Source organism: Pseudomonas guineae (assembly GCF_900113745.1).
Classification (GTDB): domain Bacteria; phylum Pseudomonadota; class Gammaproteobacteria; order Pseudomonadales; family Pseudomonadaceae; genus Aquipseudomonas; species Aquipseudomonas guineae.
The window spans coordinates 415,986-432,673 of the sequence record NZ_FOQL01000003.1 but is presented as its reverse complement, the minus strand read 5'-3'; the positions used below and the strand labels follow the sequence as shown (position 1 = coordinate 432,673).

Below are 16,688 nucleotides of genomic sequence, written 5' to 3'. Positions count from 1 at the left end.
AGCTAATTCACGCCCCAGCACACTCCCTCTATACACATAGAGGGCTTCCCCATGTTTGGCTTCCCCAGCGCTAAGCGCGCAAAGCAAAAGGGCGGCGGCCCTATCGTCGGCCAGGGCACTGGCACATCTGACTCCATCGACAAACAGACGCCGGTTGGCAGTTACATCATGCCGGCCGACTCAACTGCCGCCGTTGGCCATGACGGCCTGGCCAAGCTGGGCTTTAGCAAGAAGAGCGTCCCGATCAGCGTCAGCAATGGTGAGCATGAAATGCTGCCCGAGCAGGTGCATGCAGTGGGCGTGCAGGCGCTCAACCAGCTGAAAGCAGCCACCCACCAGCCCGTTGCAGCGGATGACCAAGGTCCGCGCCAGTTCTTTGCCAATGGCGGCCTGGTCGAAGACCCTGAAGAGGTGAAGCAGCGCGCCCGGATTGGCATTCCCTCTGTGCGCCCTGGTTATGACGCGATGCCTGCCGTGCGCAGCGCGCAAGCGGCCGTTGATTCAGCCATGCAATCCGGCTCGGTGCGCAATGCTGAAACGGCCCAGCGCGGCCTGCTTGGCGAGGCTGTTACCACCGCAGCAGGGCAGCAGGCCATACAGACTGCGCTGACGCCCCCAATGCCAACGCTGGGCAATCCTGAGCGCGCTGCACGCATGCAAGCGCAGTTCGATCAGCCTGTGACCAAGGGCGGCCAGCCAAAAGCCAATCAGCCTGTGGCAGCCGGTATTCCATCACCTAAAGCTGGCGGGCCGGTTAGCGAAGGCTTGCGGGGCGTAGCTGAAGCAGGGCTAGGCATCGCTGCCTATCCGGCATCTGCCGTTTGGGACGGCGTGCGCAATGCGGCTGGCTATCTCTCGGGCGGTGATACAGACCAGCTAACCCAATACCGCGAGGGAGCGGCGGAGATTTTCGGAACGGGCGTGGACCGCATGAGCGATAGCGCTGCGCAGTTGCGCGAATCAGCGGGAGCCACTGTACGCGGCGCGCTTGGTATCGAGAAGCGCACTCAGACTGCCAGCACTGGCCAGCCATCGGCCAGCAACCCATACAGCGGCGAGCCGTTTGACCAGTGGGCGAAAAGCCAGGGCGCCATGCCTAGCACCTCACCTGCTACGCCAAACACCTCACCCATTAGCGCTGATGCACCCGGCGAGCAGGGGAATGGCTACACCCGCACCGGCATTGGTCAGGGCCGCCAGGGTGGCGAAATCGTCGGTCGTATTGGTGCCAACGGCGTGCCTGAGTTCACCAATGAAGCGGCAACCCCTGGAGCCGTTACTGGAGCCGCGTCGGTTGGCGGCATTGGCCGCGTGGGCAATGGCCAGGGCGGCACCTTCTCGGTAGGTGCGCCAGGCGATGCGCAGTTGGCCTACGACCGCAACGAGCGCGCGATTGCCGAGCGCGAAAAGATGATTGGCATAAGCCGGCGCGGCGAAATTGGCGAGGGCGGTGGCCGCGTGACCGTGGTGCGCGACAGCTCGCGTGTGCCAGGTCGCGATGACCGCCTTCGCGCCCGCAATGATGAGCAGATCGCGCGTACCGAAGCGCTGCGCACCGACGCTCAGCTGGGCCTCAAGCGTGACGCCAGAGAGAGCGCTGATAGCCAGCTCAACCGTGGCGTACAGCAGCAACAGCTTCAGGTGGGCAGCCTGGATATAGCCGACCGCCAGCGCATCCAGAACCTCTACGCCCAATACGAGAGTGCCGCCCCGGGCGAGCGGGCGGCGCTGGCTGAGCAGATTCGCACGCTCACCGGCAAGGATCAGGCGCAGCGCTTCACGGTTGTGCCTGGCGGGCAAGAAGTCGACCCAGTTACTCAGCAGTTAGTGACGCGACCAGCTCGCGTAATCAATAACCAGACCGGCAGTTTTGTTGATCAGCAGGGCGGCGAACAGGCAAGCCAGCCCGAGCAAGGCGCCGCAAAGTTTGAGAGCGGACGTGTGTACCGAAACAGCGCAGGCGAGCGCGCGATCTATCGCGGCGTTGACGCCAACGGCAACGACAAATGGGAGAGTGTGTAATGGCTTTTGATCCTACTGGCGCCATGCTGGACGATGAGCAGCCGTCTGCGCCAGGCCTGGGCCTTCGCAAGAAGCCTGCCGAGCCAAGCACCGCAGCATTTAACCCGGCAGGCGCCATGCTTGATGAGAAAGCCGAGCAGGGCGTCACTGGTACGCTGTGGCAGGGCGCAAAAAGCGCCGCACGCGCGCTTGATTCGGCGACCAGCACTTACACCGGCACCGGCGATGCAGTCGTCGATAACGCGCAAGCGCAGCAGGAAGCGCCGAAGGATTACCGGCTGGAGAATTTCTATGCCGACGTGCAGCGCAACAAGGAAGACGATGCTGAAGACGCCGGCCTATGGGACGGCATCAAGAACGTAGGCGGGGCCATTGCCGACAACCCAGCCGGCGCTGGGCTGGCCATTGTTGAGCAGCTGCCAAACTCGGTCCCAACCCTGGCGGGCGGCTATGCCGGCTTCAAAGGCGGCGCACTGGCAGGCGGCGCTCTTGGCAGTGTCGTACCCGTCCTGGGTACCACGGCAGGCGCGGCGGTCGGCGGCGTCATTGGTGGCTTGACCGGTATGTTCATCGGTAACACCGCCATCGAAACTGGGCACAAGGCGATGGCCGCCGCTGATGATGGCCAGTTCACCACGGACGAAATGGGGCAGGTTCAGCGCGAAGGCGCCATAAAGGGCGGCGTGATCACCGCTATTGACGGCCTGACCCTTGGCCTTGGTGGCAAGGTCGCGAGTGCTATGCAGCGCACCGTAACAACCGCCATGGAAACCGCAACGCGCAAGGTGCTGGTTGACCGCGGTATTGATGTGGCGGACGAGGTGGCCGTGCTTGCTGCGCGCCAGAGCCCTGAAATCTCCGCTGCTGTGCGTGCAGCACAGAATGGCGCTATTAAGGTGACCGACACGCTCAAACGCCGCGCAACTGAAGCAGGCACCTTGCTTGGCATGGAGAGTGTGGGCGAAGGTCTTGGCGAATACCTGGGTGAGCTGGCGGCAACCGGAGAGTCGGATGTAACCGATGCTGTAATGGAGGCGGCGCTTTCGCTTGGCCAGTCCGGCGCTGAGGCGGCCTGGAACATTAGCCGCAACCGAGCGGATCGAGGCCAATGGGAGCCTGCGAAGATTCAGCCAATGTCCACGGCTGACAACCCAAACCCTGTGCCGATTGATCGGCCAGACCCGAATGCCGGCAGCCTGTCGCGCGCCGCTAACCTGCTGCCGGCGCCAGGCGCCCAGAGCGACGTATTTGTCGACGGTAGCGGCAACGCCTCGACCAACCGGCCGACATGGGTAAACCCTGACAACGACCCGAATGCGCAGAGCTTTGGCCCAGGCATGGACCAGCAGGCTGCGCGCGGTGAAAGCACGCTAGAGGGCGACTACATTCCTCGCCCTCGGTTTGCTGAAAAGCCGGGCCTTCGCGCCGACGCGGTGGATGTAGCCGATGCTGCATTCCCAGAGCTGACCGATCAGCGCGAGCGCGTGTTCTTTGCTGACGAACAAGGCAATACCACGCAAGGCCGATCGCCGAATGTACCGCCACGCGATTACGTCCAGGGCGGTCGCGGCATGGACCAGCAAACGCCGACCGGAAAGACCTACAGCAATGTGCTGGCCGCCAAGAACGCCATCAGCAAGGCCGCACAGCCTAGCCTACTGGAAGTAGTAAAGCTGGGCGATAAGCAGTTCGAAGTACGACCGACCGCCGAGGCGCAGGAGCAGACCAAGCCCGTCCTGCAGAACCGCGACCGCTCGACCCCGGCTAGCATTACGCAAATGCGCGGCATTGCCGCCAAGCCGGATTACCAGCGCGTGAGCATTTCCCGCGACTTCGCCAACGGTGCCCCGGTGGTTGAGCCTGGCGCAAGCGTGCCTGCCAACCGTAAGGGCCGTGCCGAAGTGGTGAGCACGGCCAGCGGGCGCAAGATCAACGCGCAGTACGCTGTGATCGAGGCCGCCGACCTGCTACCTAGCCACGACATTAACGGTAGCCAGAATGCCGACTATGAGAGCGGCGCCCCGGGCAAGAGCCGCGCAATCGCCGGCAACGGCCGCGTGACCGGTATTAGCCACGCCTACACCCAAGGCACGGCCGGCGAGTACCGCCGCGAACTGGAAGCCGATGCAGGCGGGCATGGCATCAGCCCGGCCGCCATTAAAGGCATGCGCAACCCGGTGCTGGTAAGGATCATGCCGCAGGGCCAGATCACCCAGGACATTGGCGACGAGTCGAACACCGCCACCGTGTCGGCGCTGTCTGCCGGAGAGCAAGCACGAAACGACGCCAAGCGGATTGACGCCGGCAGCATGGTATTTGACGACAACGGCGAAATCAGCGAAGCCACCGTGCGCCAGTTTATTCAGGCCATGCCTGAAGCTGAGCGCGGCGCCTTGTTGGATGGCGGTCGCCCCAGCCGTCAGGCGCATGAGCGTGCGGCGTCTGCTGTATTTGCCAGCGCGTATGAGAGCGATGAGCTTGTGCGCCTTCAGGCTCAGGCCACCGACCCCGAGGCGCGCACTGTGCTGGCAGGCTTGTTGGCTGCCGCCTCGAAAATGGCACGCCTAAAAGGCCAGGGCCAGTGGGATATTCGCGGCCTGGTGGTCGAAGCCGCGCAGGCAGCTGTAAACGCTACGCGCAACGGGCAGACGCTTGCCGCCTACGCGCAGCAGCTCGACATTGAGCGTAACCCTGAAGCCACTTACTTTATTGACCTGTTTGCGGCCAACAGCCGTTCGGGCAAGCGCATTGGCGAAGAGCTGTCAGCCATCGCTGATACCTTCTATGCTGAAGCCTCAAAGGCCGAAGCCGATATGTTTGGCGCAGTCCCGCGCCGTAACCGCCAAGAATTACTGGGAGAGTCGAATGGAGCCGCCGAAGGTCAGCCAGGCAGTGCGCAACCTACTGGGCAGCCAGCAGGGTCAGCAGCTATTGAAGCAAGCGGGCCAGCAGCAGCCGCTAACGACAGCGAGCAAGCAAGTGCTGGAGCAGATGCACAAGCTGAAACCTTCCAGCTAAACCAGCAGACCGAAGAAGAGCTTGCCGCTGCCGATGCCGCCAACAAGGCGCGCATTAAGGCTGAGGAAAAGGCCCAGGCCGAGGCCGACGAGAAGCAGCGCAAGGCCGACGAGCAGGCGCAGATCAAAGCGCAGAGCGAAGCGCAGGCCGACAACTTCACCCTTGGGGTAAACGCCGACGACAGCCTGTCCGGGCAATCCGGCATGTTCGACAGCCAGCCGAGCCTGACCGAGCTGGGTGGCAAGCCTGACGTGTCAGCCAAGAACGTCATTCCAGCCCAGCCAAAACAGACGCCTACAGCTGAGCCTGATCCGCGAAAAGTCGCTGCGACCAAACCAGAAAAAACCAAACCCCAAGCCACGCCTACAGCCAAGGTCGAGGACTTTGGCGAGAAAATCGGCGGTGCGAGAAAAGACACGTCTACCCCAGGCAAGAGGAAAGCCGCTAAGGGAACGGACAGTCGCCCAGCATGGCAGCGCCGCTACGAAATCACTCAGGTGGTCACCAGTACCGCGCCTGGAGAGGCTGGCCGCTGGGTGATTAGCGACAAGCGCAAACTCGACTGGAAGAAACAGCCGAAGCAGCTGCGTGGTAACTACGCGACTGAAGAAGAAGCCGTGCAAATGCTGCCGGTAATTGCGGTAGCGCAGAAGCATCGCGTTCTGTCTGTTCGCGATGGTGACGGCACCGGCTTTGAAATCTGGCGGGATGTTACGGACCGCAAGCGCGTTAAGGTTGTCGATCAGGTGTTCCCATCCAGAGAAGCCGGGATGGAGTACATGGCGAAGAACGCCGAGGCAATCATCGAAACCAACACCACGTTCGGTGAGGCTGACTTGCCGCGGCCTGATAGCACTCTGCGCCAAGGTGCTGAGCGTCGCACTGGCCCGGTGAAGGACAGTGCATTTACCGAAGCCTTTGGGTTCCGTGGTGTGGAGTTCGGTAATTGGAACAATCAGGAAGAACGTCAGCAGCTTCTGGATGATGCCTACGATGGCCTGATGGATCTGGCTGAAGTGATGGGTATCCCGCCGCGCGCTATCAGCTTGAATGGTGACCTGGCACTGGCATTCGGTGCGCGCGGGCAAGGCCTGAGCGGTGCTCGAGCACACTATGAGCCCGGCAAGGTGGTTATCAACCTGACCAAGCTGAACGGCGCCGGCTCGCTGGCGCATGAGTGGTTCCATGCGCTCGATCACTACTTTGCACGCCAGGATGGCAAGTCCTCTTCCGAGTGGGCGATGGACAAGGACGGTACGCGTGCGCTGAAAATTGCGAGCAACTTCGAGAGTGATGCGGCGAGCTCTGGTTTTTTACGTCACAACTCGGGTGTGCGTGAGGTGTTGCGCGATGCCTACACCGACCTGATGAAAACCATGTTCAGCAAGGGCGAAACCTATGTTGAGGATACGGTCCGCGTTGATGAGTTTGTGGGGCGCTCACGTAAGGAGCTGACAGACCGCCTTGATGAAATCCGCCGTGATCTGGCTGAGCAGAAAGATCCAAGGTACTGGAAGCGCAATAACAAACCGGCCAGTGCTGAGCAGCTAGCCGAGTTCGATACCGTTGCCCAGCTTGTGCGGGATGGCAAAGCGCTAAGTACCGAGCTGCGCGCGAACCCTGGCAAGTCACGCTCCGTTCTAACCAGCATGCGCTGGACCAACGATGCCTTGGAGAAGATGAGCGAAATCTACAAGGCTGTGCGTGGCCGTACTGGGTTTAACGCAGAAACCAGTGGAGTACTCGACCGATTACGCCAGAGTATGAGCGCGTACTCGTCTCGCCTGAAGATGCTTGCTGATGCGCAGAGCGGGGAGGAAAAGGTCAAGAAGGTTCCTACCCAGTTTGCCATGGACGCCAAAGAGCTGGACCAGGGGCGAGGCACCGACTACTGGACTACTCCGCACGAAATGGCAGCCAGAGCGTTCCAGGGTTATGTAGAAGACAAAATTGCAGAGGCTGACGGCAGCAGCCCTTTCCTGAACTTCGGCCCGGAAAATGTCGCAATCCCTACGCCGTGGGGTTGGAAGCGGCCGTTTCCAGCAGGCGAGGAACGCAAGGCAATCAATCGGAGTTTTGACAAGCTGGTAGGGGTGATCCAAACCCGCGAAACGGAAGATGGCAACGTCGCACTATTCAGTCGGCGTGGGCTTGGCGTACCCGGAACGGCAGGTGCCATCTTTGAGCATGATGCAGCAAAAGTCATCATTGAACGCATCGGGGCCAAACTCGGGCTCGGGGTTCCTATCCAGATTTACCGCAGCGAGGCGGCGCTGTTTGCGGCAGAACCAGCGATAAGCAATCAGGCCGAGAAGGATGGCGCCAAGGGCCAGGTACACGCCGTCTATTACCGTGGGAAAGTCCATGTCGTGACCAGTGCCTTTGCGCGCGAAACTGATGTGGAGACGGTCATTCTGGATGCGCTGGCCCACGAAGGGCAAGGACATTACGGCATTCGCGCAATGTACGGCGGTGACGCTGTATCTGTTGATGCGGCGCTGCGCGAGGTGTTTGCAGCCATTGGCGGCGTGGCTGGGATTAAGCGTTTGGCTGCGAAGAATGGCCTTGACCTGAGCCTGTACCTGAAAACAGCCGAAGGCATGAACCCGCGCGCGAGTGCTGGATACCTGGCTGACGAGCTGCTGGCGCACCTGCAGGGCAAGGCCGCTACTGTTGGCCTGACCGAGCGTGCCAAGGCGGCGATCCGCGCGTACTTTGGGGCGGTACGCGAATGGCTGCGCACTTACGGGTTCCCCAATCTGGCGAAAGGCACTGACGCAGATATTGCGCTGCTGCTCAAGCGTATGAGGGAGGCATCAATGCGCAAGCCAAGCGGGCGCGGCTTGACTGCTAGGTTTGTTCGGGCGGGTGACACCCCGGCACGCTTCAAGCGTGCGGCGGGCATTGCTACGGCCGCGTTCAAGAGCTGGTTTGGCGCATCCAAGGTCGTCAACAACCAGGGTGAGCCAAAGATTCTGTACCACGGCACGGGCGAAGACTTCACCGTGTTCGATCAGGGCCGCAGCGGCAGCAGCACCCGACACAGCACGGCGCCGCTGGGCATCTTCTTAACCGGCGACCGCGACACTGCCCAGGCCTACGCCAACAAGGCCAGCGATGGCCAGCCTGGCTATGCCCGCGTGATGCAACTGTACGCCGCGATCCGCAACCCGTACCTGATGAGCGTTGCCGAGTCTCAAGCCATTGATTCGCCGGGTGAGGCGGTGGCCTTCCGGGCCAAGCTGGAGCGCGAAGGCTATGACGGTATCAACCTGGAAGGCACCGACACTTGGATTGCCTTCAGCAACACGCAGGTGAAGTCGGCCACCGATAACAACGGTGAGTTTGACGAGTGGAGCGGCGACATTCGTTTCCGCCGCAGCGCCCGCGAGCTGTTCGACCGCGCCACCGGCCCCGCGCCGCTGGACCGTAACGACCCGTTCGCCGCCGAGAACCGCCGCCTGCGTGAGGATGACAGCACCCTATGGGCCAAGGCCAAGAAGGTATTCGCGCGCCAGTTCGCCCCGGGCGGCCTGCTGCCTGAAGCGGTGTTTAACGAAAAAATCACCCGGGACAGCGAGTTCCAGGCGGTTGAGTTTGACGTGCGCCACCTGTCCAGCACGTTGAGCAAGGCGGTCAAGGCTGACTACGGCGTGGATATTGAGAGCCTGACCCCGGCGCAGATGAAGCTACTGGCAGAGGCCTTGGCTGGGCGCGTTGATCCAAGCATCCCTGAGTCGACCAAGGTGGCCATTGTGGCCATGCGCCAATACATCGACAGCCTGTCGGGTGAGTACCTGAGTATCTTGCAGGCGCAGGTAGAGGCCAACATGGACGGCGCCGACCAGGCGTTGATCGACAAGATCACCGGCAACCTGGGCGCTTACGTCAACCGCTCCTATCAGGCGTTCGACGATCCTAAGTGGTTCAAGACGGTGCCGACCGAGGTGGTTAATGCTGCGCGTGCCTACCTGATTTCAGGCTATGTGAGCCAGGGCGAAACCGCCGCCGAGGCCGCGCGCCTGGCTGACGTGACTGTGAATGAAATGCTCAAGAACGGCACGGCCTACGACTCGATGGGGGCATTCATCGCCGAGGGCAAGCTGGGCGCCAAAGACCTGACCGTGCTGATTAAGCGCAAGGAAATTGCCCCGGAGATACGCGCACTGCTGGGCGAGTACCTTGACCCGCGCCTGAACTTCGCCAAGTCGGCGACCAAGATGGGCCGCCTGGTGTGGAACCAGCGCTTCCTTGATCGGGTGCTGTCGTTTGGCATGGGCACCATCTTGTTCGAGGGCAAGAATCGCCCAGCCGATGCGACCACGCAGATTGCCGGCGATAAGTCGGAAACCTACGCGCCGCTCAACGGCCTGTGGACCTTCCCTGAAGTGGCGCAGGCCTTCCAAGATGCCTTGGGCAAAGAGCAGATGAGCGACCTGTACCGCACCGTTGTACGCCTGAACGGCATGGTGAAGTACGGCAAGACCATCCTGTCGCCGACCACCGCCATGCGTAACTGGCAGTCGGCGATGTTCTTCAGCTTGGCCAATGGTCACTTCGACATGACGCAGATGAAGAAGAGCTGGGCCGCGCTGCGCGAGCAGGTGACGCAGACCGCAACCGGCGATGACCTGACCTACCTGCGTAAGCTCAAGCAGCTCGGCGTGGTGTACGACACGCCATACGCCGGGGAAATGATGGCGCTGCTGCAGGATGCGCGCATGGACGAACTGCTGAGCAGCAAAAGCGGTACCGGCCTGAAGTGGCTGCGCAAGGCCAACCAGTTTGCCCAAGGCTTCTATTCGTTCGGTGACGACTTCTGGAAGATCATCGGTTTTGAGAATGAGAAGGTCGGGCTGCTGAAGGCAGGTATCCCACTGGCTGAAGCGGAAGTGATGGCGGCCAAGCGTATCCGCGACACTTACCCAACCTACTCGATGATCGGCAAGGCGGTGCAGTGGCTGCGTCGGTTCCCGCTGGCGGGTACGTTCGTCAGCTTCCCGTCCGAGATTATTCGCACCAGCGTCAACATGCTGCAGATCACCGCGACTGACCTGAAGAGCGACAACCCAGGCCTGCGCGTCATTGGCCGCAAGCGTGCCGCGGGCATTGCGCTGGTATCGGGAGGCTTCTACGCCCTGGCTGCACTGACCGCTGCTGCTGCTGGCGTGGGTGACGATGAGGAAGAAGCGCTGCGCGACCTGGCTGCGCCGTGGTCGAAGAACTCGACGTTCCTCTACACGGGCCGCGATGCCGACGGCAAGTTGCGCTACTTCGACTTGAGCTTCCTTGACCCCTACGGTTATTGGAAGCGGCCACTCACGGCGATGATGCGTGACCAGCCGTGGGAAAAGGCAGCGGCCAGTGGGCTTAGCGATCTGCTGTCGCCGTTTTTTGGTGCCGACATTACCGCTGGCGCCATCTTTGAGGTGTTGGCCAACAAGAAACCTACAGGCGGCGCGGTGTTCAACCCGGACGCCGGCAGCGTTGACCAGCTGCAGGATATTGCCAACCACATGCGCAAGGCTTTGCAGCCAGGCTTTGTGAGCAACGGTGAACGCCTATGGCTTGCCGGCAGTGAAGCGCGCCGCGAAGGCAGCGGGCAGCCCTACATTATGCGTGACGAACTGGTCAGCCTGCTTGGCTGGCGCGCGTCCACGCTGGACACGCAAACCGGGCTTTACTACCGGTCATTCGACTTCACAGATGGCCTAACCAATGCGAAGAAAACCCTGACGCGCACGCTGCGCAGCAGTAACGAGGTGTCAGAGGGAGATATTCGGGAGGCGAAGGAGTCGGCAAACGCTCAGTACCAGCAGGCATTTGTCGAAATGGGCAGACTTGTTCGATCCGCAGAAGCAGCCGGCATGAGCCGAACTGAAATCATGCAGACACTCAAGCTGAGCGGGGTAGGGCAGCGCAATATCTCCGCGCTGATGGGCGGGCGGGTTCCACCGATTGATATTGGCATGCAGGCGCAGACCAATGCGGTACGTCAGGCGGTAGTGATGCGTGACCGGGAGCATGGCGCAGAGATTGCGCGGCGCTTCAGGTTGGCCAGGGAGGAATAAAGAAGGGCGCCGCAATGGCGCCCTTCTTGTTTTAGTAGCAGCTGCTGGCGCCGCGTGCTGGATTGCATTCACCGTCCGCGCCTTCATCGAAGTCAGGCCCGCGCTCGACCACGGCCAGCGTGAGCAGAAGCGAAAGGACTGCGACGACAGAAAGGATGATCTTGTTGCGCTTGTCGTTGCGCGGCATGAGCCAGGCCATTAGCCCGCCGACAACCAGTAGAAGCCAGACGAAGTTGGTGCCCAGGAAGAGCAGGAAGGTCATTGTTTTAATCACGGTGAATCTCCGTTTTGCTGGCGCCTTAGCGCTTCAGGCAGCTCTATCGCTTGTACCAATTTCTGTACCAATTAACGGGTATTGAGGGGTGTGCATGTTTGCCAGATGCCTCTCCAGCCCAGCAAATACGTTTAAGTACCTACCCCTAAATACCCCCTAATCTAGAAAGAAAATGTCGCAGCGCGATAAGCGCTTCACGGTGTTCCATCGTTAAGCTCATCCGGCAAATGTGACCAGCGGGTCTTGAGACTCGCCAAAGTTAAGTGGCAGCCACTTTAATGCAATCGCTGCCTCCTAGACTAACGTTGAACAACAAGGTTGTGGCGAAGGTCCTTTTCACGGCTTCCCCTGATCGAATCACCAGACGAATCACAAGCCAAATGGAGCACACCCATGGCGTTCTTTACGGCGGCCAGCAAAGCCGATTTTCAGCATCACCTGCAAACGGCACTGGCGCAGCACGTCAGCGAACAGGCTCTGCCACAAGTAGCCCTGTTCGCCGAGCAATTCTTCGGCATCATCGCCCTTGAGGAGCTGACTCAGCGTCGCCTCTCTGATCTGGTCGGCTGTACCTTGTCGTCCTGGCGGGTGCTGGAGCGTTTTGAACCAAGCAAGCCTGAGGTGCGGGTATTCAACCCTGATTACGAAAAACACGGCTGGCAGTCAACCCACACCGCCGTGGAAGTTTTGCACCGTGATATTCCATTTTTGGTCGACTCGGTACGCATGGAGCTGAACCGTCGCGGTTATAGCATCCACACCTTGCAGAACAGCGTGTTCAGTGTGCGCCGCAATAAAAGTGGCGTGCTGCAAGAGATTCTGCCCAAAGGTGCTCAGGGCAAGGACGTGCAACAAGAAGCGCTGATGTTCCTGGAGATTGATCGCTGCTCCAGCGCCGGCGAGCTGAAAGCTCTAGAAAAAGCCCTGCACGACGTATTCGGCGATGTACGCCAGAGCGTGGTGGATTTCCAGCCGATGAAGGACAAGGCCAAAGAGCTGCGCGCCTGGCTGGATAAGGCCAAGCTCAAAGTTGAAGGTGCCGAGCTGGAAGAGGTCAAGGTGTTCATGAGCTGGTTGCTCGATGATCACTTCACCTTCCTCGGCTACGAAGAGTTCACTGTTGCCGACAGCGCCGCTGGCGGCAGTATTGTCTATGACGAGAAGTCTCTGTTGGGCCTGTCCAAACGCCTGCGCAGCGGGCTGACGGCCGAAGACACGCACATCGAGCCGGAGGCGGTCTGTTACCTGCGCGAAGCGCAGTTGCTGTCGTTTGCCAAGGCGGCTGTGCCGAGCCGTGTGCACCGCCCGGCCTATCCGGATTTGGTGTCGATTCGTGAGCTGGACAGCACCGGCAAGGTCATCAAGGAGTGCCGCTTTATGGGGCTCTACACCTCATCGGTATATGCCGAGAGCGTGTGGAACATCCCCTATATCCGTCGCAAAATCGCAGTCATCGAGCAGCGCTCGGGCTTTGATAGCAGCGCTCATCTGGGCAAAGAGCTGGCTCAGGTGCTGGAAGTGCTGCCGCGTGACGACTTGTTCCAAACATCGGTGGACGAGTTGTTCAACACCACCATGTCGATCGTGCAGATTCAGGAACGCAACAAAATTCGTGTTTTCCTGCGCCGCGATCCTTACGGCCGTTTCTGCTACTGCCTGGCCTATGTGCCGCGTGATGTTTATTCCACCGAAACTCGGGTGAAAATCCAACAGGTGCTGATGGATCGCCTGCAGGGTATTGATTGCGAGTTCTGGACCTTCTTCTCCGAGTCAGTGTTGGCGCGGGTGCAGTTCATTCTCAAGGTCGACCCGAAGAATCGTGTGCAAATCGACCCCGTGCGCCTGGAAAAAGAAGTGATCCAGGCCTGCCGTTCGTGGAAGGACGATTACACCAGCTTGATCGTCGAGAGCCTCGGCGAGGCCCAGGGCACTGAAGTGCTGAGTGAGTTCCCGGACGGCTTTCCTGCCGGTTACCGCGAGCGTTTTGCCCCGCATTCGGCGGTGGTGGACATGCAGCACCTGCTTAGCCTTAACGCTAAACGCCAACTGGTGATGAGCTTTTATCAGCCGCTGACCCAGGGTGAGCAGCAGTTGCACTGCAAGCTCTACCACGCTGATACGCCGTTGCCGCTCTCGGACGTGTTGCCCATTCTGGAAAACCTCGGCCTGCGCGTGCTTGGCGAGTTCCCCTACAAATTGCGCCGCGCCGATGGCCGCGAGTTCTGGATCCATGACTTCGCTTTCACCTATGCCGAAGGCCTGGATGTGGATATCCAGCAACTCAACGACACCCTGCAGGACGCCTTTGTCAATATCGTTGGCAGCGCGGCAGAGAATGACGGCTTCAACCGCCTGGTGCTGATGGCCGCCATGCCGTGGCGCGATGTGGCGTTGTTGCGTGCCTATGCGCGTTACCTCAAGCAGATCCGCCTAGGTTTCGACTTGAGCTACATCGCCGGTACTTTGGTCAACCACTCGAATATTGCCAAGGAATTGGTGCGTCTGTTCAAGACGCGCTTCTATTTGGCGCGCAAGCTCACCGCCGATGATCTGGAAGACAAGCAGCAGAAGCTTGAACAGGCAATTCTGGCGGCCCTGGATAACGTCGCCGTACTCAACGAAGACCGCATCCTGCGCCGTTATCTCGACCTGATCAAAGCCACCCTGCGCACCAACTTCTACCAGACGGATGCTGCCGGGCAGAACAAAGCCTACTTCAGCTTCAAGCTCAACCCGCGCGCCATTCCGGATATTCCACGGCCGACGCCGAAGTTTGAAATCTTCGTTTATTCGCCGCGGGTTGAAGGTGTGCATCTGCGCTTTGGTGACGTCGCCCGTGGCGGCCTGCGCTGGTCGGACCGCGAAGAAGACTTCCGCACTGAAGTGCTGGGCCTGGTCAAGGCGCAGCAGGTGAAGAACGCCGTCATCGTGCCGATGGGTGCTAAAGGCGGCTTTGTACCACGGCGTCTGCCGCTGGGTGGCACACGTGATGACGTGCTGGCGGAAGGCATTGCCTGCTACCGTATCTTTATCAGCGGCTTGTTGGATATCACCGACAACCTCAAAGAGGGCGTCGTGGTGCCGCCGCAGAATGTGGTGCGCCACGACGGTGACGATCCCTATCTGGTGGTGGCTGCCGACAAAGGTACTGCCACGTTTTCTGATATCGCCAACGGCATCGCCGCCGATTACGGCTTCTGGCTGGATGATGCGTTCGCCTCGGGCGGCTCTGCCGGTTACGACCACAAAGGCATGGGTATTACCGCTAAAGGCGCGTGGGTCTCGGTGCAGCGTCACTTCCGCGAACGCGGTATCGATGTGCAAAACGATGACGTTACGGTAATTGGTATCGGCGATATGGCCGGTGACGTGTTCGGTAACGGCCTGTTGCTCTCGCAGAGCCTGCAACTGGTTGCAGCCTTCAACCACATGCATATCTTCATTGACCCGAACCCGGACGCTGCTAAGAGCTTTGTCGAGCGTCAGCGCCTGTTCGATCTGCCGCGCTCCAGTTGGACCGATTACGACGCCAAGCTGATCTCGGCCGGCGGCGGCATCTTCCTGCGCAGCGCCAAGAGCATTCCAATCAGTGCACAGATGAAAGAGCGCTTTGACATCAGCGCCGACAAGCTGGCGCCGAACGAGCTGCTCAACGCTTTGCTCAAGGCACCGGTCGATCTGTTGTGGAACGGCGGCATTGGCACCTACGTTAAATCCAGTAAAGAAAGCCACGCTGATGTCGGTGACAAGGCCAACGACCTGCTGCGCGTAGATGGCCGCGAATTGCGCGCCAAAGTGGTGGGTGAGGGCGGTAACCTCGGCATGACCCAACTGGGTCGCGTTGAATACGGTCTCAATGGCGGCAAGAGCAACACCGACTTTATCGATAACGCCGGTGGTGTGGACTGCTCAGACCACGAAGTGAACATCAAGATTCTGCTTGGTGAAATCGTTGCGGCGGGCGACATGACCGGCAAGCAGCGTAACAAACTGATGGTGGAAATGACCGATGCGGTCGGCGGCTTGGTGCTGGGCAACAACTACAAGCAGACCCAGGCGCTGTCGCTGGCCGAGCGCCGCGCCCGCGAGCGGGGCGGCGAGTACAAACGTCTTATGTCGGCTCTGGAAACTTCAGGCAAATTGGACCGTGCTCTGGAATTTCTGCCCACCGATGACGAACTCAATGAACGTGCGGCTAAAGGGCAAGGGTTGACCCGTCCTGAGCTGTCGGTGTTGATCTCCTACAGCAAAATCGACCTGAAAGAGTCACTGCTCAAATCCTTAGTACCCGATGACGAGTACCTGGCGCGCGAGATGGAAACGGCCTTCCCGCCCTTGTTGGCGGAGAAGTTCGGTGAGCCGATGCGTCGCCATCGCCTCAAGCGTGAAATCGTCAGCACGCAGATCGCCAATGACCTGGTCAACCACATGGGCATCACCTTCGTGCAGCGCCTGAAGGAGTCCACCGGCATGAGCGCGGCGAATGTTGCCGGTGCTTATGTGATTGTGCGCGACCTGTTCCGCCTGCCGCATTGGTGGCAGCAGATTGAGGCGTTGGACTCCAAGGTGTCAGCCGAGCTGCAGTTGCAGCTGATGGATGAGCTAATACGCTTGGGCCGCCGTGCTACCCGCTGGTTCCTGCGCAACCGCCGCAATGATCTGGATGCAGCGCGCGATGTTGCGCATTTTGCGCCGCGTATCGAGGCGCTGGTTGGGTGCCTGGATGAGCTGCTCGAAGGCCCGGCCCGTGAACAATGGCTGGCGCGCTTCCGGGGTTATGTCGAAGCCGGTGTGCCGGAAGAGCTGGCGCGGGTGGTGGCGGGTACAAGCCACTTGTACACCTTGCTGCCGATCATTGAGGCGTCGGATGTCACGGGCCAAGAACCGGCGCGTGTGGCGGCTGCCTACTTTGCTATTGGCGGCTCGCTGGAGCTGTCTTGGTACCTGCAGCAGATCAGCAGCCTGCCAGTGGAAAACAACTGGCAAGCGCTGGCCCGTGAAGCCTTCCGCGATGACTTGGACTGGCAACAGCGCGCTATCACCGTCTCGGTGCTGCAAATGGCCGAAGGGCCGGCGGATATCGAAGAACGGGTCGGCGTGTGGTTGGATCAACACCGTCGCTTGGTTGATCGTTGGAAGGTCATGCTCGGCGAACTGCGAGCCGCCACCAACACCGACTACGCCATGTACGCCGTGGCTAACCGTGAGTTGATGGACTTGGCACAAAGCGCTTAAGAGGGATCGGCGCAGGCCTGGCCTGCGCTGCACCTGAAGCAATAAAAAGCCCCGTCTAGAACGGGGCT

At 60.3% G+C, this 16,688-nt stretch carries 4 protein-coding genes; 3 read left to right on the top strand and 1 reads right to left on the bottom strand.

Annotated elements, in window-relative coordinates; translation table 11 throughout:
- The first annotated feature begins 51 nt into the window (after positions 1-51).
- On the top strand, positions 52-2,022 hold the full coding sequence (locus BMZ32_RS13480; RefSeq protein WP_090242801.1) for a hypothetical protein: 1,971 nt from the start codon (positions 52-54) through the stop codon (positions 2,020-2,022).
- The gene (locus BMZ32_RS13475; RefSeq protein ID WP_090242799.1) at positions 2,022-11,111 is read left to right on the top strand and encodes an ADP-ribosyltransferase-containing protein; all 9,090 of its coding nucleotides are present in this window, start codon (positions 2,022-2,024) and stop codon (positions 11,109-11,111) included. The genes BMZ32_RS13480 and BMZ32_RS13475 overlap by 1 nt, the downstream gene beginning before the upstream one ends.
- 31 nt (positions 11,112-11,142) lie before the next feature.
- Here the strand turns inward: BMZ32_RS13475 and BMZ32_RS13470 are convergent, their stop codons facing one another.
- Positions 11,143-11,385, bottom strand: coding sequence for a hypothetical protein (locus tag BMZ32_RS13470; RefSeq protein ID WP_139213959.1), 243 nt, complete (start codon positions 11,383-11,385; stop codon positions 11,143-11,145).
- Positions 11,386-11,778: 393 nt separating this feature from the next.
- Between BMZ32_RS13470 and BMZ32_RS13465 the strand changes: the two genes are divergently transcribed.
- Entirely contained in the window at positions 11,779-16,620 is a 4,842-nt protein-coding gene (locus BMZ32_RS13465) for an NAD-glutamate dehydrogenase (protein WP_090242795.1), read from the top strand.
- Positions 16,621-16,688 lie beyond the last annotated feature (68 nt).